Source organism: Enterococcus sp. AZ140, assembly GCF_051714405.1.
GTDB lineage: Bacteria > Bacillota > Bacilli > Lactobacillales > Enterococcaceae > Enterococcus_B > Enterococcus_B pernyi.
Map to the genome: position 1 here is coordinate 2,849,981 of NZ_JBIORU010000001.1, position 26,499 is coordinate 2,876,479.

Below are 26,499 nucleotides of genomic sequence, written 5' to 3' on the forward strand. Positions count from 1 at the left end.
TAAAAAACGAATAAACGGCGGGAACAGGAGTAACCTCTTCGGAAATAAGCCTGCCTAACGGACAGGTCATCAATTAGACAGGCTGGACACTTATTCAATATTTTGGATTTGCTCACGGATTTTTTCTAAAATCGTTTTGGACTGAACGACATGGTTTTTGATTTCGATCGCGCTTGATTTTGAGCCGATCGTATTGATTTCGCGATTCATCTCTTGTAAAAGGAAATCTAGTTCTCTACCGATGGGGTAATCTGCTTCAAGTAGCTCTTCCAATTTCTGCGTATGGATGATTAAACGGTCGATTTCTTCATGGATATCGCCACGCTCTAAAAGAATCGCTATTTCGGTCAATAAACGATCTCGCTCAACTTCTGCACCAAGAAAAGCTTCTAATTTTTCTTGGTATCTCGTCTGAAATTCTTGCTCATAAATCTCGACAAAGTTAGCTAATCCAGCAATATTTTGTTTTAATTCTGCGGTTTGTTGAAGTAATACGTTCGCCAAGGCTTGGCCTTCTATACTCCGACTTTCTTCGATTGAACGAAGTGCTGTTTGCATCGTTTCTTTCGCTAATTGTGCAAGTAAGTCTTGATCCTCTTCCGTTGCTTCAGCAATTGTCACAAACTCTTCGTTTAGTGCAAAACGTTCGATCAGTTTACCGATCGACAATGCATTCGCTTCGCCATACCTTTCTTTAATACCGGTAGTCATCTGTGTATAGAGCGTATCGATCAGTTGCCAATTGATCGTCACTTTTTTATCTTGTTCACCCAAGTATGTTAAATTAATAAAGACATCGACACGTCCTCGACTTAACTTCGTTTTGATCAATTGTCTCAATTCATTCTCAACAAAGCCTAATACTTTAGGGCTACGTATCTGGATATCTAAAAACCGTTGATTGACGCTTTTGATCTCGATTTCAAGTTGATAGTTCTTTTTTTCGCGGATGGCATTGCCAAAGCCAGTCATGCTCTTCATGCGACAGAGTCCTTTCTTTTACATATTTTTAATTGCTTTTTGTAACTCTTCAAACTCTTCGTTCGTTAATGTTAGTCCCTTACCCATTTTTTCATGGTCCGGTGCCCAATCCCGCAAGTCAAATTTTGGTGGTCTGCCATTCCAACTCACTAAGTTCAATTCTTTGCGCCATCCCTTATTGTTTTCAGATAAAACTGCAATTTCTTCTACGATCTCATATGAGAATTCTTGTGCCATTTTTGTTCCTCCTTTAGATGATAAAGATAGAGATACATCAAAGTTTCTACTGTATCTGCATTGAGTTGTCGTTGTAAGCGATCATTCTTTTTTTCTTTCACGTATTGGTAGATCGCGTGTTCCTTCATTACGTGTATTTTAGCATTTCGTTCCAGTTTTCGAAACTTCAACCATTCACTGGCATTTAATTGACCAACCTTTTTTAAAAATGCTTCATCGATTTTACTTTCTTGGCAAATGAGCGGCAAGATCTCTTCGACGGTATACACTTTATTCGGTAAGATCAATTTTTGTTTCGCTAGTAGCTCAAGCATCGCCAATCCGCATGTTTCACTTGTGACCCTGTCTTTATATACATTACGCAAGTCCCGCCAGAATTTTTCTTTGTAAAAAAAGGATACGTCTAAATCAAGTGTTTCGACTAAGAAACGTAAGAAACGTCGCCAATAACGTTCAGCTGGCTTTGCTGTTTCAAACGTATACCAGTTTCCTTGATAGATCCCTAAACATTTTTTAGCCTCTAAATAACCTAATTGGATATTCAATTGGTTTCTTTGTCGCTCAAAAACTAAGAAACCACCTAAAGACCAGTTTGAACAACATTTCCAGGTCACCAAAGCATCAGGTTCCTTGTATTTTTTTGTCACCCCAGGTCCTTGGACATCGACAATCAAGACTTCGGTTGCACCTTGTTGGATAGCAACATCTACTGGCACGTTATTTCGATAGCCCCCATCAACATATTTTGATCCGTCGATCTGACGATAAGCCATGGCAGGATAAAAAGAAGCAGAGGCGAGGACCCAATCGGTGATTTCTTTTGGTGCTAATGCTTGGATCCTTGTAACTGTTTCTTGAAATTCTGGGATTTTAGTTGCGATTGTATAGAGTTGCGGTTTTTCTGTACATTTGATTTTTTCCGCATCTAGGTACTGCTCTAGTAATGCTTCCAACGGTGCAATCGAGGTTCCTCCTTCGACTACTGCACGACGTGTCATCAAGCTGGCTTCTTGGATATAACGTTGCCTCAAATCTTCTGATAAGGCAACCTCTGGTAAAGCCAATACTTGATTGGTTGACAGTTCCTGCCACAAGTCAATGGCTTGTGTTAGTTGATCCTGAACGACCAAAGCCCCATTTAGCGCACCTACAGAAGTACCAGTAACGAGTGAAATCTCTAGATTTTCTTCTTTCAGTGCTTTCCAAACACCTATTTGATAAGCACCATGCGCCCCTCCTCCACCTAAGACAAGAGCGATATGATAGGATATTTCCTTCTCAAACGATTGCGTTCCCAAATAACCACTTCGGTGGAAAAGGTCGATCATGTTCGGTGAGATTGAATGATCAAAGCGGACGAGTCCGTATTTTTTGAAAAAATAACGAACCGTACTTTCTAGCAATAGGAAAATATCGGACCACTGCCAATATTCTTCTTCAATCAACACGTTGGTATAGATCAATTTTTCATTCGTTATTTCTGCAGTAAAGTAAATGTTCAGTCTTTTCGATACGATCTTCCATGCCTGTTGTTTTTTTGCCTGTTGCCAAAAATGTTGCCGGCTTTCTTGATGTGTAGTAAAAAAACTAAAAAGTTGTTTTGCTTGCTGCACTCGATTCTGCTGATAACGTTCCGACCAATAGACTTTTTGAACTTTCATAGACACCTCGGATTCTCTTTTTCTTTTATTATATCAGTAATCAGAAAAAAAGGGTGGGGGTGAATAGTCATCTGATAGCAGTGTTATATATATATAAATTTTTACTCTATGTTCATCGTTTATTCATAAAAAAAAGTTGCTTTGTAATCGAATTTTAAAATAAAAGAAACAAGCTTTTTTTCAGTAAATGTTGTAAAATGAAAGGGATGAGATACAGGGGAGGAGGAGCATGATGAGTGATTCAGTATATGTACATATCGATACAACTAGTAACGCCGTTTTGACCAAAGGGCTGACGATCAATGATTTTTCAAATAGCATCGTGCATTTTCCTCAAAATCTACTTTTGTTGGACCCTTCCGCATCTGCTGGAGAATATGAATCACACACAGGCTTGAAGGTCATTCGTGGAACTGAGAATATCCAAAGATTTTTCCAAACCGTTCGCAGCCGTAACAATAGTACGGATCTTAAATGGATCGATTTTACGGATTTGACGATGTTAAAAGAATTAAGCCCTTTAGAAATCTCAGAGTTGCTTTATTTTGGTCATATGAAAACACATCTCCATTCACCTTTTTTCTATAAATTACAAAATAACTTTGTTTATTTTGATTTGAGCGATCATCTAGGTAGAACCTATTATCGTTATTTAGATGAATTTTATCGGATTTTTGCCAACAAGTTAAGCACGATCTTGGCGGGAAAAATCAACGAAAAAAAATCATTCTTTCGAAAAGAGATCCCTGTTGAAAAAATCAGTGTAGAGATACTGAAAAAGATGCGTAATTTGATGCAAGAAGGAATCATTTTTTCGTTTGATCAAGCAGGTTTGGTCGATGACAAGTATGAGATCCCGATTTATGTCATTGAAGATTACGTTTGGAAATTAAAAGGAACACGTTACTTGGAAGAAAAACCGGTAGCTGTTCTCGTCTATCATGCCACTCAACAACGTTGGCAACTAGACGGCAACGTTTCTGATTTTGTCTACAACACATTTGTATAATGACAGTCAACTCCACTAAAAAAGCGTAAAGGTCAGCTGCCTTTACGCTTTTTTTTAATTTTTACTTTTACGTACCTGCAACCCTTCGCCTACAAATAAAGAAGGAACGGTCTGTTCAATACCTAATAGGACAACCGTTGTTACAATACCGGTAGCTAACCCACTAGCGCCATTCATGACTAAAGAGAACAACCATGGATTCATCCCCCATAGTGCGAAACTTCCCCAAAAAGCAACCCCAGCGACAAAATGCCAGAAATATCTGGCAGTCACACCAACGAATGTCGCTAAAATGATCGTTGAGGCCATTTTCTTACGATTGCCTTGCAGATAACTCTGTTGCATTCTTTGCGAAAAAATTCCTGCAACGCCAGCAAACGTAAACGCGATCGGATACTCGATCAACACTTGGATGACACTCAAGTAATAGACAGTCCCCATGGGAAAATGAAGGATTCCCCATAGAAAAGCCGATCCCATACCAGCTTTCCAACCCCTTCTCAAGGCAAATAAAGTTAAAGGGATTTGCCCGAGTGAGATTTCAAAACTACTACCTATTTGTAGAGGAATCATCGACAACACTAAAGATAATGCTGCGACGATCGTTCCCTCGATCCAGACACGATGATTCTTATTCATAAAAAAGCTTCCTCCTTTATAATTGGACATCACAAAGGAGGAAGCAAGTTTGTTTTTTTACAAACAGCTTCGTGCTTTCACACTAGCTATTCATTCACAATTCCTACGCTCGCATAACCGAAACAGGTACGAAGGGTTTAGAATATATTCAGTCTCAGCCCAAAATGGACTCCCCTTTGTGATTGTAATTATTTTGTTTTTATTTTCCTTTATCTTTTTGTTTCAAACAAAGGACTAACTGGTTTGTTTTCATGGATACGTTTGATTGCGTCACCCATCAAGCCACCAACGCTTACTTCGTCAATCTTATCAATTTTGCGATCTTCTGGCAAATAGATTGAATCCGTTACAACTAAGCGCTCGATTGCAGAGTCTTCGATTCTTTGTAAAGCAGGTCCTGACAACACAGGATGTGTACATGAAGCATAAACGCTCACTGCCCCAGCTTCTTTCAACGCATTAGCAGCCAATGTGATCGTTCCAGCTGTATCGATCATGTCATCGATCAAGACACACGTTTTGCCTTCTACTTGACCAATGATATTCATCACTTCTGCCACGTTTGCTTTTGGACGGCGTTTATCGATGATTGCAATTGGTGCTTTTAAAAATTCAGCCAATTTACGTGCACGAGTAACACCACCATGGTCAGGTGAAACAACGACAACATCATCGCCTTGAATCCCTTTTTCTAAGAAGTAATTCGCAATCAGTGGTGCGCCCATCAAATGGTCGACCGGAATATCAAAGAAACCTTGGATTTGGACTGCGTGCAAGTCAAGTGTCAACATTCTTGTTGCTCCAGCTTTTTGGATCATATTTGCCACTAATTTTGCAGTGATTGGTTCACGCGCGCGCGCTTTGCGGTCTTGACGTGCGTAGCCGTAATACGGCATTACCACGTTGATCGTTTTGGCACTTGCACGCTTCAATGCATCGATCATGATCAACAGTTCCATCAGGTTATCATTTACCGGACTACTTGTTGATTGAATAACGTATACGTGTGAACCACGGATACTTTCTTCGATATTGACTTGGATCTCACCATCACTAAATTGAGTGACCGATGATTTTCCTAATTCAACCCCAACAGCTGCAGCAATTTTTTCTGCCAATGGACGATTTGAGTTTAATGCAAATATTTTTAATCTTGGATCAAAGTAATGTTTGGACATGAGGACCTCCGCTTTCTTTTTCACAACTCTACTACCTAATAAATACTAGTCATATTTGCCGAATAAATCAAGTGATTTTGCAAAAAGTATCAATTTGAATATGGGAGTTTCTTCGCGTATCCTTCTTTATTGACTTGTCTAGCGCGTGCGATTGCCATCGCATGTTCAGGAACATCGTTAGTGATTGTCGAACCAGCAGCGATACATGTATTCTCTGCCACGTCTACTGGCGCCACAAGATTCGCATTTGACCCAATAAAACTATGGTCACCGACTGTTGTATGATGTTTTGCTTTTCCGTCATAATTGACAAAGACGACACCACACCCCACATTGATTTCTTCACCTAGTGTTGCATCCCCAACATACGTCAAGTGACCAACTTTTGTGTTTTTGCCTATTTTTGCATTTTTCACTTCTACAAAGTTGCCGATATGGACGCCTTCTTCAATTTCTGCTTTTGGACGTAAATGGGCATACGGTCCTACATCTGCTTTACTTTTGACCACACTGTGTTCGATCACTGAGTTTTCGATGACTACTTGGTCACCGATCTTGCTGTCAACAATACGTGAATGTGCACCAATAAAACAATCTTCACCAATTTCTGTTTCTCCTTGGATCTGAACGCCCGCTTCGATCACTGTATCTGAACCAATCACAACATCTGCATCAATATACGTAGTTGCAGGATCAACAAAGCTAACGCCATTGACCATATGTTTTTTGTTGATTCTTTGGCGCATCAACTCGTTTGCTTTTGCTAGTGCCATACGATCATTGACACCCATACACTCATCGAAATCTTCCGTCTGATACGCAGCAACTGGATTTCCAGCATCTTTCAGGATCTCAACGATGTCTGTTAAATAATACTCGCCTTGTGCATTGTCTGTTCCTACTTTATTCAATGCTTCAAATAACGCTTTGTTATCGAAACAGTAAGTTCCTGTATTGATTTCTTGAACTAACGCTTCTTCTGGCGAAGCGTCTTTTTGCTCAACGATTTTTTCAACGATTCCTACATGGTCACGAATGATTCTGCCATAACCTGTCGGATCTTCTGCTTGTGCAGTCAAAATCGTAGCACTTGCATTTTTCCCTTGATGGTATTCAAACAAGTTGTTCAACGTCTCAGTTGTCAATAAAGGGGTGTCACCACTGATGACTAACGTCGTGCCTTCCTTACCTGCTAAAAATGAGGCTGCTTGTAGTACCGCATGACCCGTCCCAAGTTGTTCCGCTTGTAACGCATACTCGCTACGTTCGCCTAGCTGAGCTTTGACTTTCTCTGCACCGTGACCAACGATCGTCACGATTTGATCAGGATTTGTCTCACTTACACGGTTGATGATGTGTTCGACCATCGGTTTCCCAGAAACAGGGTGTAGGACCTTGTATAGTTTTGATTTCATGCGAGTACCTTTACCCGCGGCTAATATGATTGCATAACGTGCATCCAAATGTGTCACTCCTAAATTACGATTTATTATTTTTAGTTTAGCCCAGTCGCTCTTTTTTTTCAACTAAACGTTCATTTTAGCAACCAGGACGCAAAAAAAGAAGAGACATCATCCATCGCCTCTTCTTTTTCCATAGCACCGCTATGTTCGTTGTTTTATTCTTCGAAATAGTTGCCTGGTACTACAGTGATATTTTTCGTTTTTGTATCCACATCTTTGACGTAAAGTAGCGACGTGTAGTCATTGATTGCGCGATGTCCGTTGAATTTTGACTCCGCAAACACAGTGATACCGACAAGCTCAGATTCAAATTCTTCAATCAAGCTCTTCATTCCGTTCACTGTTCCGCCGCCTTTCATAAAGTCATCGACGACAAGCACGCGAGAACCACGTTTCAAACTTCTTTTTGATAGTTCCATTTTTTCGATCCGTTCAGATGAACCTGAAACATAGTTCACACTCACTGTAGAACCTTCTGTAATCTTAGAGTCACGACGAACGATGACAAACGGTGCGTTCAAGTAATAGGAAACGGCTTGAGCGATTGGCACCCCTTTTGTGGCTACAGTCATTACAGCATCGATTTTTTCTCCTAAATATTTTGAGGCAATGATTTTCCCTACTTGACGTAATAGCTCAGGTTCTCCTAATAGATCAGATAAGTAAACATAGCCTCCAGGGAGTAAACGGTCTTGTTCAGACAAGCGCTCAGCTAGCGATTCAACATATTTCTTTGCTTCTTCGTAGGAAATCTCCGGAATGAATAGAACACCTCCGGCTGCACCAGGGATTGTTTCAAGCGTTCCGTAACCTCTTTCTTTAAATGTTTTTTTGATGATCCCCAAATCTTCACTGATCGAAGATTTAGCAGATTCATAACGTTCGGCAAAGCTTGTTAATGAAATCAATTCATGCGGATGATCTAATAAATACTGTGTCATATCGACAAGACGCTCACTGCGACGTACTTTCAAAAATTCCAGCTCCTTTTTCCAACAAATTTTATCGTGTTTCATTATATAAGTTTTTTCGGGAAAATTCGAGCATTTTATCCAAAATTAAGAAAATAGTTCGGTATTTATAAAAAAACAGGTAACTATTTAAGACATTTGTTTGTCTCAAATAACTACCTGTTTAAAAAATAGTGGTCTATTTTTTTCTTCTAATTCCTAATAAAATACGTTTACTCAAGTTGACTAATAAGAATAAAAAGATAAATACTAATGTGATAGTTGCCCCTGGCGGTGTATCCAAGTAGAACGAACTAGTTAACCCAGAAAGCATACCAATAAAACCAACGATGATACTGATCAATATAACAATATTGAAGCTTTTCCCTAAACGCATCCCGATTGCTGCTGGTAAAACCATAATAGCAGAAATCAGCAACGCGCCTGCTATCGGAATCATGACAGCGATTGCTACCCCAGTAATAATATTGAACATCATTGACATCCAACGAACCGGCAGTCCATCGACATGAGCGGTGTCTTCATCAAAGGTCAACACGTACATCGGACGTTTGAATAAGAAAAACAAAAGACCGATCACTGCAAACAAAATACCTAGGAATAGAACTTGTGGCCAAGTGATCGTCACAATTGATCCAAATAAATAAGATTGGATGCTCGTGGCAGAATTACCCCCACTCAAATTCATCAAAACTAATGCAAGCGCAAGTCCTCCTGCCATTAAGATCGCAATGGAAATCTCTGAATACGTACGATACATCGAACGTAGGTATTCTAAAATGATTGCAGCGATAACGACTACCACCATTGTGGTCATCGTTGGATTGAGATTGAGGAAAAATCCTAAGGCTACCCCTGCTAAAGAAACATGAGACAGTGTATCTGCCATCAACGATTGCCGACGTATCACTAAGAATACTCCTAACATCGGTGCGATTCCTGCAATAAAGATCGCAGCAAGAAATGCCCGCCTCATGAATTCATATGAAAGCAACGCCATTGAGAATCCTCCTTTCTCACTAAACGGATTTGTCGATCCGCATATTGTTTGATGTCTTCGTGATCATGAGTGATCATCAATACAGCTTTCCCATGGTCGTGTGCGCTATGGCGCAATAAACGATAAAATTCATTTCGTGATTCTTCATCCATTCCAGTAGTTGGTTCATCAAGTACAAATAAATCTGGATCAGTCGCAAAAATACGTGCTAAACTGATTCGTTGCTTTTGACCACCAGACAGCTCACCAATCCGACGATGACGCATATCCCACATACCAACAGATTCTAACGCACGCTTGACATGCTCATGGTCTTTTTCGCTTAACCGTTTGAACCAACGACCTCTCGGATATCTGCCAGAACGTACTAATTCTAAGACTGTACTAGGAAAACCCGCATTAAAGGAAGAAACTTGTTGTGGAATGTACCCGATACTTAATTTGTCTCCGTCCTGATTTTTTCCTGCAATTTTGATGGTCCCTTTAGAGGGTTTCAATAACCCCAAAGAAGCTTTGATCAATGTAGATTTTGCCGCCCCGTTTTCACCAGTCAAAATCACAAATTCACCGGCATCTACATGATAAGAAACACCTTCTAACACAGGTTCTTCATCATAATAGAAAGTGAGATCAGCTATTTCGATATAACGCACATAGAGGACTCCCTTCGTTTTACTTTATGCTCTCTTTTAATGCCTCTAGGTTTTTCTCCATGGTAGAAATGTAAGTTTCACCCGCTTCGATTTGTTCATTCGTCAAACTCTCAAGGGGGTTGAGTACTTCCAGTTTTACGCCTGTTTCTTTTGATAATGTTTCAGCTACTTTAGATGACGCATTTTCTTCAAAATAGATGACTTCGATTTTATTTTGATCGACAAAATCTTTCAATTCAGCCAATCGACTAGGCGTAGGCTCTTGATCCGGTGAAACTCCTGAGATGGCTACTTGTTTTAGGTCGTAGCGATTTGCTAAATAAGCAAAGGCAGCATGTTGCGTCACAAATGTTCGATTGGTTGCACCTTTTAATGCTTCTGTATAGTTCTGATCCAATGCTTCTAATTTTTTGATATAAGCTGCGGCATTTTGGTCAAATGTATCTTTCTTATCTGGATATTTCTTGCCGAGCTCTGTAGCAATCGTCTGTACTTCTTGGATTGCTAATGTTGGATCTAACCAAACATGAGGGTCATAGGCATGGTCATGCTGATGGCCTTCTGATTCTTCGTGCTCTTCTTCATGCTCTTCTTGTGACTCGAGACGTTCAATTCCCTTAGCGGCTTCGATCATCAACGTTCGATCGGTATCGACCGTATCTTTCAATGAGTCAACAAAAAATTCCATATCTGAACTGTTATAAACAAAAACATCTGCATCCGCAATGGTTGCACTTTGTTTGGCACTTGGCTCAAAATCATGGGGTTCCGTTCCTGCGGGGATCAATAATTCGACCTTCCCAGTATCACCAACGACTTCTTTCGTAAATTCATACATCGGGTAAAACGTTGCGACAACGTTCAACTCATCTTGTGCCGATTCTTGGGTTGTCTGTCCACACGCTGTAAATAGGAAAGCTCCTATTGCTAAAGATGCGGCTAATAAATATTTCTTCATATATGCTCCTTTCAAAACAAATCGTAATATTACGATTTATCAACGAGGATTAATGTACCAAATTAAAAAAAAACAGTCAATAGTTTAACCTGATTTTCTGATTTAAATGCAAACTTACCATGTAAATCGGAAAACAAATGAATTGCCCGTCATATCAACAACGAACGTAATCGTTTTCTTTCAACTTTGGTCAAAAAGTGGCTGTTCCACACTATTATTTTATGTCCCGAGAACAATGAACGATTGGTTGAGATTGATAACAAAAAAGAAGGTAACGATCCTTCATCTTCTAAAACGAAATCAGCGGGAAAGATGTCTGGAATATTAGTCCACTCACATCTCCTAAAACTGAATAAACGGCAGAAACAGAAGTAACCTCTTCGAAAATAAGGCGCCATCCACAAAAATTTGAAAAACAATTTTCGTGGATGGCGCCTTATTTCTCGAGGCTAAACAATTCTATTCCGACCTCTTTTACCGCTTATTTTTCGAAGCTGACTGCTTCCGTCATGACATCATGTCTCTTTCATGCATTTATAGCGTTCGGACAAGATAAACTTCCTCACAAAAACCTTTTAATCCATTGTAGACGCGTTGGGCTCTGGAATAGTGTTGACAAAGGGCAAAAACAGTTGGTCCACTACCACTCATCAGGGCCGCGTCTGCACCATATTTGATCATTCGCTCTTTGATTTGATAAATGACCGGATGGCGTTTTCCTGTCACATCTTCAAGACTATTCCCCATTTTCGTCAACATTTTTTGATAATCTTGTTGTCGAAGCGCATCAGCCAACCCAGGAATATCTTGATGTTGGATTTTTTGCGTATCGATTTCTCGAAAAACAGTTCGTGTCGAAACACTCATTTTAGGTTTTACCAAAATGATCCAGCAAGAGGGCATCGCTGGCAACAATTGGACGATTTCTCCCTTTCCGCCTACGTAAGCTGTTTGGCCATAAACACAGTAAGGAACATCTGTCCCCACTTCCAAGCCGATCTCTGCTAGTTCTTCTAAGCTACAGCCTAACTCCCATAACCGATTGATTCCACGCAACGCGGCAGCACAATCTGTACTTCCACCACCTAGGCCAGCAGCGACAGGAATATTTTTTTTCACAACGATTTTTACGCCTTTTTTGATTTGATATTTCTTTTTCAACAACAAAGCTGCTTGATACACATTGTTACGCTGATCTACCGGCAAAAATGCTTTATTCGTTTCAACAATGATCCGATCTTCCGATAGCTCTTCAAAGAACAAGTGATCAGCTAAATCTACACTTGACATCACCATTTCCAACTCATGATACCCATCTGGTCTTTTATATAACACATCCAACCCTAAGTTTATCTTCGCTGGTGCTTTTTCAATCAATTCCATCCTCTCACCCATTCGAAAAGTCTAAGTCGAAAGTATTCTATCATAGGGGAAAATAAAAGTATAGCTTCCACCAACATGCGTAAACACTTTCCTCACAGCTTTACAATCATTTTTACAATTCTGTCAGAACTTCTTCTGCTAGACTTGTTCCTTTTTCTTTCCCTTTGCCAATCAATAAGAAAAGCTGCCATGTGGCTAAAGTAAAACTACTTCCTTTCATATACGCAAAATAACGGCCCTCCCAATGAGTAACATACCGTTGTTTTTCTTCGTAAGCTAATTGGAATGAGTAAAAGAAATTCCCGTAATTAAAGATGATCCTCATCACTTTTTCTTGTAAGAACGAGAAATCAGTTTCTCCGACATTTGCAAGTGGAGCCAGTCCCAGATTTGCTTCTGCATACCCATTTTTGCGATAGACATCCAGTAGATTTGCAAGTAAGTAATCACCTAGACTATTCGGCTGGTTCGGTAGATACCGCAATAAATCATACCCCGCTTGGCGGTCATTGATTGGTTGAGATGTAATAAACCCAACGATTTTCTGCTCTTTCCGAACAATACCAATACCACTCATCAAGAGATACTCTTTCTCAAAATAACCAACAGAGAAATGCTTCTCACGAGAACCATCCAACCATTTTTGAGAAACTTCTTGGATCGGTTCGAGCAACTCTTCAGGTAATTGGTCATACCAGGTAAAATGGTAGCCCTCATTCGTCAAACGTTGCAATTCGATCTGCTTTGTGCGCCAGTGTAGCCCATCTGAAGAAAGATCAGTGATCGCTGCTTCGCCAACTTTTGCAAAGTGAAAGCCCGCTTCGTGAAGCATGACGACATAACTTTCGGATACTTTATAAAAAGCTAACTCATAGCCAAAACAATCGGCTTTTTTCAAAAACTCATGCGTAGCTGTACGTATCTTCGTTGGATCACCAATCGGATCACCAAGAACAAAACATTTATTCCCTTTGATTTGGTAACCAAACACTACTTTATCTTGATCATTTTCCTGATAATAAAAATAAGTATATCCAGGTAAGTGCAGATAATGACTAGCTGCCGTTCCACCATAGGCAGCCAAAAGGCGATTTAAACGCATTTGATCCAGAGGTTCACCAAACCCTGTCTCTGAAGCTAAATATTGGTACAATGCAACTAACGCAAGTAATGAGATCCCTAAACCAATCAGTCCTGAAAACCAAACATCCTCAGATGGAAAGAGAATAAAGCGATTCGCAGTTAAATCACCTACCCAAAAACTTCCACGGTGATAGCCTGCGATTGCATAAACAATAAATAAAAAGCCAAACAAACACGCATCAAATATGATTGCTCCCCAAGAATAGACGAACTTTTCACGATAAAACTCTTTTCGGGATAACCACACCGCTAATAAAATCAAAAGGTATACAACAATCAATTCCCATGATAAGGTGCGCATCACAGTATTGATGATGCCAAAAGCGAGTAAAGCAATCGTAGGAATAAATGCTTTTTTGACTTTCATCGCTAAAGCTCTAGCTAGTCCTAACAATAAGAACCCAACCAGCAGATTCAATGACTGATCTAAAAAATCAAACGAAAAGGGTAAGAGTATTTGAAACAAGCGACTGACAGTCGAAAGATTCGTGATCGTTGAAAGTAAGACCATCATGATTCCCGCAAAATAAACGGCACACACTAACACCAAATGAGCAATTTTTTGAAAAAATAGTCGGGGAATATTATCTAAAAATCGATTGATTTTGACACCTGTGTGTGTCAAAAATAAAACGATCCCTGAAAGAAATGGTAGAACATAATAGAACAAACGATAATAAAGTAACCAAACAAGTGCAACATCTTGCCGCACGCCAAGTTGACTCATTCCTAAGATCATCAGCACATCAAATGTGCCTACACCACCTGGCACCATCGTCAACATCCCAATCAATGTGGCAATGATAAACATAGGGTACAAGGACCATACAGAAATATCTACAGCCATCAAGCGCCCAATCAACAAGAAAACTACTAAGGCACCGGTCCATTGTCCAAAGGAAGCCAGCAACAAGCCCAGTAAGCCTTTAGGATAAAATTCTACAAATAGCGTTTTACGTTTCAAGTATGCAAACAAAAAGATAAGCGGTGCCAAAAAGCTACCACCGAATAACCAAATCCAATAACTGCGAAATACACTATCTGTTTGAAGAAAGAAGACATTGATGAATGTCACTAATGACCAAATAGAAAGACCCGTCAATAGAAACAAAGCAACCTTAGAGACTGTTGCCAACACCATTTTCCGATTCGTGTGCTTGCCATAAAAACTGGCGCGCAAGCTTGCTCCGACAATCCCTCCGAATCCTGCCAAGTTATTGATCATATTCGTGATCCATGCAGATAACAAAAAGTCTTTACGACTCATTTTGGGCTTGCCTTGTTTTTCCAATACTCGAATCGTTACCCAATCATAAAGTAACATCGGCATCACACCAATCAAACCTGCTAAAATCATCCATGCTAACGTGACATGACTTTGTTGTTCCATCGTGTGCCAGACATCTTGCCAACTCATCCCATGGGCAATGTTTGCGACTTGATTCGCCACAAAAACAAGGATCGATCCAAAGAAAATCAGCTTCAAAATCAACTGATGTGCTTTCACCCACTGGATCATGATCTGTAATTTATTTTTCACCGGCACCCTTCCTCACCTGTAGACTTTCTAAACATATACACTCATGTTATCTTATTTACATTGATTTTTCCACTTTGGGCATTAGGTTGTGAAAAAGCCGTTAAGCTCCAAGTAGTAAGACAGAACGTGGGAAAATAGCTTCTCATATTTTTTCACGTTTTGACTTACTATTGAAGGAGCTGGCTTTTTAATCGCTTTTATTCCCCCAGAAAAATCCGCCATTCACTAGCTTCACACTCACTGTCCTCGCCTTATGTATACTCTCCTTGAGTTCTTCAAAATCAGTTCGTCTCTCGACTTGCAGATTATGAGAAAGAAAGCTATGCTAAAAATCAAAGGAGAGGATTATATGAAAATCGGATTTATCGGTACAGGAAATATGGCACAAGCAATTATTCACGGTATCTTAGCAAATAATCTAGTGGCTAAAGAAGATATTTTTGTTTCAAGCGGTCATTATGAAAATGCCCAACGCTTTGCTGGTAAAGTTGGGGTCAATGCTTGTCAAACCAATCAAGAGATTGCTGAAAAAGCAGAAATCGTTGTTTTGGCAGTGAAACCAAAAATCATCGAACAGGTGTTAAATGAATTACGCGACCATCGTAAACAACAGTTGTTTATCTCAATTGCTTCAGGAAAATCGCTTGCAACACTAGAACAAGCACTTGATCCAGAAGCTGCTATCATTCGTGTGATGCCCAATGTCAACGTAAGTGTTGGCGCGGGTGTTTCTGCAATCTGCAAAAACCAAGCAGCAACAAATGAACAGTTGACACAAGCGACACAAATCTTTGAAGCGATTGGTAGTGTTTATCCTTTAGCAGAAGATGATTTCAGTACATTTATCGGATTAGCTGGAAGCTCCCCTGCTTTTATTTATATGTTGATCGATGCAATGGGCCGTGCAGGTGTTTTACATGGACTACCTAAAAAAACAGCAACAGAAATTGCAGCCAAAGCGATTTTAGGTTCCTGTCAAAAGTTTCTAGCAAGCGATGAAAACCCTTGGGAATTAGTTGATCAAGTATCTTCTCCAGGCGGAACGACAGTTGCTGGTGTCGTCGCATTAGAAGAAGCTGGGTTTATCCCCGCGATCATCACAGGGATCACCAAAACGATCGAAAAAGATTTAGAGATGTTGTAGAATTTTCAAACTATTGACATTCATTGTCCCTCTTCTATAGTTGGGTGACGAATGTCACTATAACAGTTAAACGATTCTTCTTTATCATCTACTTTTCTTAGTATCTAAAGCAAGAGAAATACACTCTTACTCCCAATAAACATTTAGAACAGAAATAACCTCTTCGAAAATAAGACTGCACATTTTTATGCTTACTGTCTTAGTGATCGAAGAGGTTATTCTTCATATTTTAGCTGATACTTACAGTAGTAAAATTATACTTTATCTCTGTGCTATCTTTTTTTGGCTAGTGCCCTTTACTGTTCGTTTTACAGACTAACCTGTTTTCCCTTCACGATAGACTGCTGGTAAGTGATTGTCGCATTGGTCTCTTTACTAACCTTTTTGCCATGACTTATGACCTTTGCAAAATCTACCGCCCCATCTCTTGTTTGAGCAGGTGCTTCTGTCGACGTTTTTGGTATTGCTTGTTTCTTTTCTAAAGGTTTATCTTGTTCAATCACTAAAAAACCACCTGTTTTCATCGTCGTTGCACTACTAAACAGTTTACCATCTCCCAATCCTTCTTCTTTTATCTCTCTTTTGACGCGGGGCTGATCGTGGGACTGATTTTTATGCTCAACCCCTCTCATGATCCTTGCAAAATCTGCCGCTTCATCTCTTTTTTGAGTAGATGCTTCTGCCGGCATTTTTGGTACTGCTTGTTTCCTTTCTAAATTTTTATCTGGTGGTACAATTGAAAAATCATCGTTGGAATTCTGGTAAGTTGCTGTCGCATTGGTCGCTTTATTAATCTTTTTGCCTTGACTTATAATCTTTGCAAAATCCGCTACTTCATCCCTTGTTTGAGTAGCTCCTGTCGGCGTCATTTCAGACAATTCTTGCTTTTTTTCTAAATCTTTAGTTTGTTCTAAAACAAAGAAATTACCTGTTTCCATCATTGCTAACACAGTGAATAGCTTGCCATCTCCCAGTCCCTCTTCCTTTGTTTCTCTTTTGACACGCGGTTGGTTATAGAACCCATTTTGATTGGCAAAATCTCTTATAATCGTTGCAAGCAATTGAGCATCCGTCAATTTGAAGTTAGTAAATAATAAAGGGTCTTTTTGAAATGCTTTGATGACAGTTTTTTTAGATAATCGAGGGGCATTTTGATGTTTTGCTACCGCTGTAACAAATTGATCAAAATTAGGATGTTCAAAATATTCTGCGTATCGTGCAAGAAAATCATCTTTCACATTTTGACCACTCGGCAAAAATCCAATAGGCGTTAGCCCATATTTAACAACATCATATGTTCCTGAAACAATGTGTGTGGTTTCATGCGTAATCGTTATCTCTGGGGGTGCTGCCATTTGGATTCCTGGTAAAATCTCTGGTCTTTTATGGAAAGCATCCGCTACAATAATGATGCGACACTCGGCATCTTCTTTCAATACAAAGGCATAGGCTTTCGGATCATCATTACTAATGGAATAATAGGCATGTGTCTTCTCATCTAGAACAAAATCAGTCGAAACGATCCAAATATTTTCAAATCCCCAGTCTGCTGTTTGACGCAAAAATTGTTCGCCTTTTGTTGCGATCGAAAGGAGCCTCTCTACTGATTCCTTTAAAATCTTCTCTTGTTGAAAAGAAGGTGGTATATCAAGGAATTTTATTAAGTATTGACCTTCGGCTGTTTCTGCTATTTTATCTACTTTTAATAATTCTAAACACACATCTTTGACGATTCTGAAATTTTCCATGGCGTTCTCGAATTCTTGTGGAAGTTTCTCTATAAACGGTCTAAGTGATTCCGGCACTTTACTTATATCTAAACCGGAAAAAACGCGAAACTGATCCCCTGGTTTCAAAGACAATACTTTGGTGATAGCATCAGCAATCGATTTTTGTGCTTTCTCCTCGTCAATAAAGACAATTCTTTGTGGTTCTGAGACAAAATTATCCAACGGTTTAATCGGAACTGATTCATCTTCTAACCTTGAAATCCCATGTAACGGCGAATACTCGATTGCATTCAGCATGCTATACCAACCCCACCATCGATTGGGGGATACTGGAAGGGTATTATACGGCGGATACAATGAATTCTCACGCCTCTGCATAACTGCTCCTCCAGAAACTGAGCCTACATCTGCTTTTTTAGATGTGCTTGCTTGTGGAGAATTAGGTCCATGATGTTGGACAGTCCCTGGATATTTTTCATGGGATTTCTCTAAAGACGTTTCAAAACGAAAAACACCATTATTTGTGTCCAAACGTAACACGGTCATTGGTGAAAGGAAATTTTTTTTCACCAAATGGTAACGATTCGTTTCTTTGTCCAACAGAACTAATGGAAGGTATTGTTCTTTGATTCTGATATAAGATCGCCCAGCAGAATTCCACATCAAACCATTCTCATCCGGTGGCGATAGCGTAGTCGGAGTCAGTAATGACTCATACTGATCTAGTTCCTTTCCTACCTTTTCACGTACTGCTAGCGAAACACTTGGACTAGTTTCTGCTTCAAAATACCACTCTACCCCATTAAAGTTTACCGGATGTATCGCTCCTCGATCATATACATCATAACGGACACCATGGTTCTCAATTGTACTGATTCTAACAGGCACTAGTTTCTTATTCATTTCAATGAGGGTATGGCGAAAATCTCCTTCCCCAGTAACCGTTAAAGTAGTTGCCTCCCCATAAGCTTTAGGATTTAAATTTAGTTCTTCTACAGCTAAGTCTCTGTTAGGAATCTTCATTGAAACTCGCTTAATCAAATATTTGTGTCTGCGAAAAAAAACTGCCTGTCCCTCAAACAGTCTTAGTTTTGTCCCACGTAAGGTAAACCGGTTCCCATAAACATCCCCTTTTTTTAAATCTGAAACTGGAACATATAAATGATCTTGCACTCGTTTCACACGGATTTCTGGGCCATTATTTGGTAAAGTAGCTTGCGTATAACTTTTAGCCCAATCGTGGGTTTCTACACCAAATTTTTCTAGTTTTGCCGCTACTTCCTTGAGTTCCTTTCTAATAAATACCTGGTTTTTTAACCGTATCAATCCCTTAGATAAGGCTTTTGAACTATCATACAAAAATCCTATTCCTGGATCAGCGTAAAGTATAGCACTCACAACAATTGATCGAAGCTCTGATGGTTTGGGGAGAAAACGTGTGCTATGGCGTACTATACCTGCTGCGCCATGTTTCATGATCGTTCTTGCCATACCAAATACAAATCTCGTATTAAATGCAGTGACTTGACCCAATACAGGAATCAAGGAAACTGCATCAAGCATGCAACTGGGGACCGCCTCACCAATATCTTTATTGATACTACCGACCACACAATCGTAAAAAGGAATGAGATGTTTGAAAACATCCCAAACTTTTTCAGCCGTTGTTGTCTCTCTTCCTGAATCATATAGTTGGCGATAGACTTTATCCCGGTGTTTACCGCTAATATGGTTGATAAATGTCTCCTGTGCATTACCTTGTAATACGAGTTTGTTCTGATTCGAATCCAGTTTAAGAATGTACGGCTTATCTCTGATCAGAACTTTATCGTCATATTTTCGAAATTCATTTTTCCAAAGATCGGGTCGATTAAAAAGCCCATAGCGGAGATATAACATAGGATCTTTATCCACGCGATAAAGCTTGTATCCTCCATCTTTTTCCAGCCTTTTCAACGCATAACATCTTTCTTCTCCTCCACGAGTAACTACAAATAAATCTGTCTCATCCAATGTAAGGAGCGTCTCTACTTCCACTTCTTTTGCCAAAAAGACTGGTGGAAAACCTGACTTTCCTGGTCCGCTTGCTGGATGACTTGCTTTATGACTCAATACTGCCTGTGCCTCATATATACGACTTTCCGGTGAAAATATAAAATACAAATCATCTTTGTGGAATGAATCCATCTCAAGTCGTATCAGAAACTGATCCAACGAATAAAATGATTCGGATACAGCTTTCGTTAACCGCGTATACCATTCATTGATATCTGGTGGGATCCATGGACCCGGACAGGGATTTCCGCCAGAGAGATAAACTTGTCTGCCCGCAAGACTAACTTTGATACCGAGTCTATTGCACTCTTCCAGTACTTCATCCACAAGCACTGATTGTTGGCGCCAGTTGATTACTGCTGTTTGATAAGATAAGACAAGGTCATTGACCATTTCTTGCTTTTTTATTAGTTCAAAATAGCCACGTTGCAAATAAGTGACAAAGGTGCTTAACGCGACTTGTTGATAGTTCCCTTTTGCTAATGGACCTCTTAGGATATTTGGGTCCAACTGAGCGGTAGCCAGTGTCGCTGGAACTAGGAGATGAGAAATTTCTTCGACAGTATCAATCCCTTTATCTCTAAAACTATCAAAGAAAAGCTCGCCTACTGATTTGATTTCTGTCTGATTGAATTTCTCAAGGTAACCTAGATCCTTTAATATTCTAGAACCTGTCATCTGCATTAAAGAATCATAATCAGCGATCAATACATCGTCACCAACTTCACTTGATTTAAGAAAGTAATTAGGGAGTGCTCGATTCATGAACATAATCCATAGTTTAGTGATGTTATTTTGTAAGCCTTTTTTTTGATCTACTTGTGGAGTGACTGATTTCGGTGGGATGTTGATTAGATCTGCTTTTATCAATTCTTCTACTGAAAATGACTTCCTAAGCTGGCCGATCGTAAATGTAGATGGGTCAGATGAATCAATGATCTGTTTTGCTGCATACCCTTCAATGGTGGTACCCAGGACATTTTCAACTGTCCATTTCATTACGGTCAATTCAGCGTCTCTATCTGAGATCACTTCTCCTGGCTGTCCACCATATAGTTTTAACTCTTTCAGAATGACTTTTGCTATCGCTTGGACTTTCTCAGATGAGACTCTGCCATCCATCCCTGTTTGTCCAAACCATTCCCCTATAGCAGACAAAATATCTTCTTTGCTTACTTGGGTAGCTGACAGCGTGCCTTTTTGACGAAAAAATGTCTCAATTTGTGTCATGATTTTCTTATCCAACCATTTATTGATTGTTACTGCTGGTGTAGATCCTGCTTTTTCATCTACAGTCGCAGAGGGAGTGGTGGTAGGCAAAACTAAATGATTGCTTTCGATCATGTCCCATAACCAATTCGTGAACGTGATTTCAGCGCCTTTATTTGAAATGACGCCATCTACTTCCTCACCAAGGATGACTTGAGCAATTTGCTTCATTTTAACCATGTCTATAACCTCTTGATTTGCGCCTTCTAGCAATACCCAATTTGAGACTATTTTCGCAAAAGCATTGTCATCCGTAGTTTCACAATCCACGCCTTTTTCAGTTAGGAATTTAGCTACTCTTTGTTTTTCTTTTTCTAACTTTATACGATCTATGGTAATATGTAACACTTCTTTTGGCTGACTATTCGTTTGTGTCGTAGGCTTAAAATCATTTTCTGAAAAAAAACGTTCAATTTTTTTCTTAACTTCCTCTTCATGCTCCTGTTCTTGATTCTTTTTGATTTCTTCAATATCGATACCCAAACGATCGTCTTGCCCCTTCTTATACGTATAGCCCATCTGTGCGTTATTGTTTTCCCACTGCAAGATAATCGCTCGTGCCTCAGTATCCGTTAAGGGGATACCTTCCTCACCATGAGCCCTCAAAATCATATTCGCTGCTATGTTCTGCCTTTTGCTGATTTCTTCATACTGTAAGCCTTCAAAGATCCATTTTCGCAATAACAAAACCAGTTGGCGTGGTGTTGCCGTTGTGAAATACATTTGTTCTTTATATAGGAACTTTCCGACTACTCCATTCGCCTCTTGGGTATGCTTTCTCATATCAAAAAGCTTTTTATGATAATAAATTGGCACGATTAGTGTTTGCTTTGGAATACTATCTGGTCGACCATGGATGAAATCATCATAGATTTGATTATTTTCTTTTAAATGTTTTTTAACTTGAAGAATCGAGACGGACTCCGCTGGTGATAAATCATATTGAATAGTTTGTTTCGTCTTCTCTTTATAACGATACCCCACTAGCAACGTGTTCGTTTTCCATTGTTTATAAATTGCTTGTAATTGTATATCGGATAAGAAATCTCCTAGTCTACTATTTTCAATCCCGTACCCTTTGTGGATGAGATAAGCTAAATACTGTGCCCGCTCCGACTGTAAGGTTTGGTCATTTTTCCAATTCCTACCTGCCCAATTTTGAACAACCTTGATCAACTCCAAGTCGGTATCTATCTGGCTCACAACTCCTGTACCGATGAAAAAAGATTTAAGCAGATGATTCACATCAGTTGTCTGATTTTTCTGCTGAAAAAGCTGTTCATCAAAATGAAAAACTGGTAATAATTCTGACTGATCAAAGGGTTGTATATCTTGAGAGATGGCTTCGGTGATTTGAAGGACCTTACTATAGTCAGAAGCACTAACAGGAATGAATAAATTATTGGTTAGATCATTTTCTGTGACTGTTTCATTATGTTTTTGTATCGGATTGATCTCAATATTCTTAATTTCAGTAAAAGTATATGGTTTAAACACGTTATTTGTTTCCCATTGAAAGAAGATATTGATTGCTCTAATAGCAGTTAACTGCCCAACTGAAAGACCATAAGCACTAAGAATAATCTTAGCAAGCTGTTGTCGCTTCTCAAGAAGCTCATGATTTGATGCACCTCTGTTTGCCCAGCTTTGAAGAGCAAGGAAAAAATCATGGAATGGCTTCTCTTTCATGTCACATAATTCACTATGCTGTTCACAAACAGCCTGTCTGATTTTTTCATTTGCTTTGTCTGTTTCATTACGCTGACCAAAGACTTCTTGATCATACCAGAACGGAGTAAATGGTTCATCGACGGGCACGGGTGACAGTTTATTTTCCAGATAAGCTAACATGACTTTGTTGATTTTCTCAAGTGTTTCCTCAGAAAGTGCTTCTGACGATTTCAGACCAACAAGCGTTGGGTTTGTCGGTGGTTCCATTACAGGTGGCTCATCCATCGATTGCGTAGGAAGGGTTGCTGCTTCCGCGACAATCCTTGTTTTTAAGAAATCATACCGCTTAACAAAACGGTCAATCATTTCTGAAAAATCTCCGGCTAAAGCCACAAGTTTTGCGGAAATGCTCACGTCTGTTTCATGAGATGCTCGTCTTTTCGAATCATCTGTCCGGAGCTGCTGACTTAAAATAGGTTGCTGATCATATTTCCTATTGTCTTTGCCTAACGAATCAGAAGATTTCTCTTGTGTTCCAGGATCGCTAGAGAAAGTTTCGATTAATAACTCTGTAAAATGTCCTAAAATATTGTATTTTCCATCTGTGTGATTCCTCGAATCAAGGGTTTGTTCTTGCTGATGAAAGAAGGAGCTGAATACTTTATTTAGACCATCCCAAAAAGAATGAACACTAAGAGTCACATTTTCTGGTATTGGAACGTCTGTGGTCGTTTCATTCTTCTGATACTTTTCCTCAAAAGTCTGTTGAAAAAAATTTTTCAACTTTTCAGCCGCATTACTTGCATTAAATTGCTGTGGATCATTTGCATTCGTGCTTTTCTTGAATGAAAATTGCTGTAAGGAATGGGTTGTATGACTTCGTGCTTCATTCAATGTATGTGATTCAGCGATAGCATTTTGGCATACTGTCTTAAAATGGATTTGAGTATGATTTTTATTTTCCCACAAACCGTAGTCTTTCTTGTGAAAGGCTTGTTCGGTCGTCGAACAGTCAATAAGATCTGAAATACCATGAGCAAATTTGTGCACATCTATACTAAATTGATGAGCAGCGTCTGCTAAATCCGAAAGTGGCGAGACAACTTCTGGTTTGGATTGTTTGATTTGGGTGGTGTTCGTTGGTAAAGGCAGGGTCATTCTTTTGGGGTTAAACGTCGAGCTAGACTTGAGCGCAGGCATCCGCACTTGATTTCCGATCTGTTGAATTTCAACATGCGTATCTACTTCTAAAACCGCACCTGAATCTTGAACCGCTCGTTGCTGATCAGGGCGTTCCTCTGGCATCCGTAGACCAGCTAGAACGCTCCACATAAAGAGGAATCCTGTAGGGGTTAGGAGGTCTCTCGGGGTCTGACCTGACTTACTTACAATGTCATGGACTATATTGTCTCGCTCTTTTAGATCATCTTTCTTATTAAATTCGTTGTGGAACTCACCAATTTTTCGATTAAAATCTTCTCCTGGCATTTCTTCTCACTCCTTCATTAAAAGATGCAAATCAACTGAATAAGGTGATAAAAATCACTAGTTTTATTTGCTTTTCTACAAATCTCTTCTCCCCATCACTTTCATCATACAAGGGTGGTAAAAATTTATGTGCCTTTTATTCAAGTAATTTAGAAAAAAATGGTCAAATAAATTAGATTGAACGTTCCAAGATGAAATGGCTGATTTTCAACTTATTACTCAAGAAGGTGTGCATTTTTTGGCTAGGTAAAAAGGAATTCATTTAAGTGTTTTTTTACACCTAAAACGACTGAAATGAACACTTCCTGTCATTTCAGCCGTTTTTTATGAATGTATGTAAACATATCTTTTCTTATTGTCTTGTTTTAATTTCCTCTTTTTTTTGATTTGAGTTTAACGATCGACAATTCTATGACATAGTAAAACATCAGACTATAAATGCCTCTCGGCAGGAAATCACGATTCACGATATATTCAATCGTGATCCCAAAAGCACTCCCAACCAATCCAGAATAAATGACGATTAGATAGGGATGTTCGTCAGCAAATTTCATTATTTTCATCCGCAATATGCTTCGCCTCCTTATACTATAGTTATTTCAAGTATTACTATACCGTTAAAAAACTATGGATATCTTATCTGTCATAAAAGATCATTTTAAAGTCATAAGCGTTGTCACGATCTGTTCTGCCCTAGAATAAAAAAAATGACCCAACAGACTAATCTAATCTGTTGGGTCATCCTATATTTTAACTATTTTTTATTTCGCATAATCGGTTGCACGAGTCTCTCGGATCACGATTACTTTGATGTGTCCTGGGTAATCCAGATCATCTTCGATGCGTTTACGGATATCGCGTACTAAGCGTACCGCATCTAAATCAGAGATTTCTTCTGGTTTAACCATGACGCGTACTTCACGTCCGGCTTGGACAGCAAAACTTGATTCAACACCGGCAAAGCTGTTTGAGATCGTTTCTAGGCTTCTCAAACGACGGATATAGTTTTCCAATGATTCGCTTCTTGCACCTGGGCGAGCTGCTGATAATGCGTCTGCAGCGGCAACTAGGACGGAAATAACAGAAGTTGCTTCGACATCGCCATGGTGAGAGGCGATCGCGTTGATCACAACCGGATTCTCTTTGTATTTCGCTGCTAGTTCTGCACCGATCTCAACATGTGAGCCTTCAATTTCATGGTCTAATGCTTTTCCGATATCATGCAACAATCCCGCACGTTTCGCCAATTGGATATCTTCGCCTAACTCCGCTGCTAAGATTCCTGATAATTTCGCTACTTCGACCGAGTGTTTCAACACGTTTTGGCCATAACTTGTTCGGAAATGGAGACGACCCATGATCTTGATCAAATCTGGATGAAGCGTATGTGCGCCGACTTCAAAGGCTGCTTCTTCTCCATATTCACGAATCCGTTCGTCCATTTCTTTGCGTGATTTTTCAACCATTTCTTCAATACGTGCTGGATGGATCCGTCCATCTTGAATCAGTTTTTCTAATGTCATTCGTGCGATTTCTCGACGAATTGGATCAAATCCTGAAAGAACGACTGCTTCTGGTGTATCATCAATGATCAAATCGATCCCTGTAAGGGTCTCAAGAGTCCGAATATTTCGTCCTTCACGTCCGATGATACGACCTTTCATTTCGTCATTTGGCAATGTCACGACAGACACTGTCGTTTCAGAAACTTGATCTGCTGCACAACGTTGGATAGCCAATGAAAGCAAGTTCTTCGCTTTGCGATCTGCTTCTTCTTTTGCACGTTGTTCTGATTCTTTTACCATCAAGGTCAGTTCATGATTCAACTCTTCTTCGGTTGATTTCATGATTACTTCTCTTGCATCTTCTTTCGATAAACCAGCAATTTTTTCTAATTCTTTTTGTTGATCTTCAATCAATCTTTCAACGTCTTTTTCTCGCTCTTCAATTAATTGCTGTTTTGAACTAAGTGCCTCTTCTTTACTTTCAAGTGAGTTTTCTCGTTTTTCTAACGAGTCATCTTTACGATCTAACGTTTGTTCGCGTTGGATCAATCGATTTTCTTGAGATTTTAGCTCTAATTTACTTTCTCTCAGCTCACTTTCAACTTCAGAACGATATTTCTGATTTTCTTCCTTAGCTTCCAACAATGCTTCTTTTTTTAGAGTTTCTGCTTCTTTTTTTGCACCTTCAAGAATACTTGCAGCTGATGTTTTTGCACCAGCAATTTCTTTCTCATGACGTGACTTCGCAACCATAAACCCTAAACCAAGACCGACAATTAAACCGATGATAGCGAGGAGAATGTTGAGTCCCATTAAATCCA

17 protein-coding genes and 1 riboswitch are annotated in these 26,499 nt (G+C 39.5%); of the genes, 2 read left to right on the forward strand and 15 right to left on the reverse strand.

The window, feature by feature from the left end; all coding sequences use genetic code 11:
• Nucleotides 1–90 precede the first annotated feature (90 nt).
• The 3 genes from IGJ39_RS13035 to IGJ39_RS13045 are packed head-to-tail and all read right to left on the reverse strand — an operon-like array spanning nucleotide 91 to nucleotide 2,879.
• Nucleotides 91–981 carry a YicC/YloC family endoribonuclease gene (locus IGJ39_RS13035; protein WP_019722352.1) on the reverse strand — a complete coding sequence of 297 codons (891 nt, stop codon included), beginning with the start codon at nucleotides 979–981 and terminating at the stop codon, nucleotides 91–93.
• 18 nt (nucleotides 982–999) lie between these two features.
• The gene (locus IGJ39_RS13040; protein WP_019722353.1) at nucleotides 1,000–1,218 is read right to left on the reverse strand and encodes a YdbC family protein; all 219 of its coding nucleotides are present in this window, start codon (nucleotides 1,216–1,218) and stop codon (nucleotides 1,000–1,002) included.
• Nucleotides 1,188–2,879 carry a patatin-like phospholipase family protein gene (locus tag IGJ39_RS13045; RefSeq protein ID WP_029593935.1) on the reverse strand — a complete coding sequence of 564 codons (1,692 nt, stop codon included), beginning with the start codon at nucleotides 2,877–2,879 and terminating at the stop codon, nucleotides 1,188–1,190. Before IGJ39_RS13045 ends, IGJ39_RS13040 begins: the two co-directional genes overlap by 31 nt.
• 232 nt (nucleotides 2,880–3,111) lie before the next feature.
• Between IGJ39_RS13045 and IGJ39_RS13050 the strand changes: the two genes are divergently transcribed.
• Complete coding sequence (locus tag IGJ39_RS13050; RefSeq protein ID WP_010734092.1) at nucleotides 3,112–3,888, forward strand: hypothetical protein; 777 nt, start codon at nucleotides 3,112–3,114, stop codon at nucleotides 3,886–3,888.
• 54 nt (nucleotides 3,889–3,942) lie between these two features.
• Here IGJ39_RS13050 and thiT read toward each other — a convergent pair whose 3' ends face one another.
• The 9 genes from thiT to mprF form a co-directional block, all read right to left on the reverse strand.
• Nucleotides 3,943–4,527, reverse strand: coding sequence for an energy-coupled thiamine transporter ThiT (thiT, locus tag IGJ39_RS13055; RefSeq protein ID WP_019722355.1), 585 nt, complete (start codon nucleotides 4,525–4,527; stop codon nucleotides 3,943–3,945).
• 83 nt (nucleotides 4,528–4,610) lie between these two features.
• Nucleotides 4,611–4,713, reverse strand: a riboswitch (TPP riboswitch).
• 23 nt (nucleotides 4,714–4,736) lie between these two features.
• On the reverse strand, nucleotides 4,737–5,705 hold the full coding sequence (locus tag IGJ39_RS13060; protein ID WP_019722356.1) for a ribose-phosphate diphosphokinase: 969 nt from the start codon (nucleotides 5,703–5,705) through the stop codon (nucleotides 4,737–4,739).
• Between the two features lie 89 nt (nucleotides 5,706–5,794).
• Nucleotides 5,795–7,168 (reverse strand): bifunctional UDP-N-acetylglucosamine diphosphorylase/glucosamine-1-phosphate N-acetyltransferase GlmU, encoded by a 1,374-nt coding sequence (glmU, locus tag IGJ39_RS13065; RefSeq protein ID WP_019722357.1) that lies wholly within the window; start codon nucleotides 7,166–7,168, stop codon nucleotides 5,795–5,797.
• 155 nt (nucleotides 7,169–7,323) lie between these two features.
• Entirely contained in the window at nucleotides 7,324–8,142 is an 819-nt protein-coding gene (gene purR / locus IGJ39_RS13070; RefSeq protein WP_010734088.1) for a pur operon repressor, read from the reverse strand.
• Nucleotides 8,143–8,317: 175 nt separating this feature from the next.
• Nucleotides 8,318–9,139, reverse strand: a complete 822-nt coding sequence (locus tag IGJ39_RS13075) for a metal ABC transporter permease (protein ID WP_019722358.1) — start codon at nucleotides 9,137–9,139, stop codon at nucleotides 8,318–8,320.
• Nucleotides 9,112–9,792, reverse strand: coding sequence for a metal ABC transporter ATP-binding protein (locus IGJ39_RS13080; protein ID WP_010734086.1), 681 nt, complete (start codon nucleotides 9,790–9,792; stop codon nucleotides 9,112–9,114). The genes IGJ39_RS13075 and IGJ39_RS13080 overlap by 28 nt, the downstream gene beginning before the upstream one ends.
• A 19-nt stretch (nucleotides 9,793–9,811) precedes the next feature.
• A complete protein-coding gene (locus IGJ39_RS13085) occupies nucleotides 9,812–10,750 on the reverse strand; it encodes a metal ABC transporter substrate-binding protein (protein ID WP_019722359.1) in 939 nt (312 codons plus the stop codon).
• A gap of 534 nt (nucleotides 10,751–11,284) precedes the next feature.
• Complete coding sequence (gene ispE / locus IGJ39_RS13090) at nucleotides 11,285–12,133, reverse strand: 4-(cytidine 5'-diphospho)-2-C-methyl-D-erythritol kinase (protein WP_019722360.1); 849 nt, start codon at nucleotides 12,131–12,133, stop codon at nucleotides 11,285–11,287.
• Nucleotides 12,134–12,245: 112 nt separating this feature from the next.
• The gene (gene mprF, locus IGJ39_RS13095; protein ID WP_438764954.1) at nucleotides 12,246–14,816 is read right to left on the reverse strand and encodes a bifunctional lysylphosphatidylglycerol flippase/synthetase MprF; all 2,571 of its coding nucleotides are present in this window, start codon (nucleotides 14,814–14,816) and stop codon (nucleotides 12,246–12,248) included.
• A 349-nt stretch (nucleotides 14,817–15,165) separates the two neighbouring features.
• Between mprF and proC the strand changes: the two genes are divergently transcribed.
• Nucleotides 15,166–15,960, forward strand: a complete 795-nt coding sequence (gene proC, locus IGJ39_RS13100; protein WP_019722362.1) for a pyrroline-5-carboxylate reductase — start codon at nucleotides 15,166–15,168, stop codon at nucleotides 15,958–15,960.
• A 308-nt stretch (nucleotides 15,961–16,268) separates the two neighbouring features.
• Here the strand turns inward: proC and IGJ39_RS13105 are convergent, their stop codons facing one another.
• From IGJ39_RS13105 to rny, 3 genes are all read right to left on the reverse strand, one after another.
• Complete coding sequence (locus IGJ39_RS13105; RefSeq protein WP_195475980.1) at nucleotides 16,269–24,173, reverse strand: QWxxN domain; 7,905 nt, start codon at nucleotides 24,171–24,173, stop codon at nucleotides 16,269–16,271.
• A 365-nt stretch (nucleotides 24,174–24,538) separates the two neighbouring features.
• Nucleotides 24,539–24,742, reverse strand: coding sequence for a hypothetical protein (locus IGJ39_RS13110; protein ID WP_029594071.1), 204 nt, complete (start codon nucleotides 24,740–24,742; stop codon nucleotides 24,539–24,541).
• A 192-nt stretch (nucleotides 24,743–24,934) separates the two neighbouring features.
• On the reverse strand, nucleotides 24,935–26,491 hold the full coding sequence (gene rny / locus IGJ39_RS13115; protein WP_010734077.1) for a ribonuclease Y: 1,557 nt from the start codon (nucleotides 26,489–26,491) through the stop codon (nucleotides 24,935–24,937).
• Nucleotides 26,492–26,499: the final 8 nt, after the last annotated feature.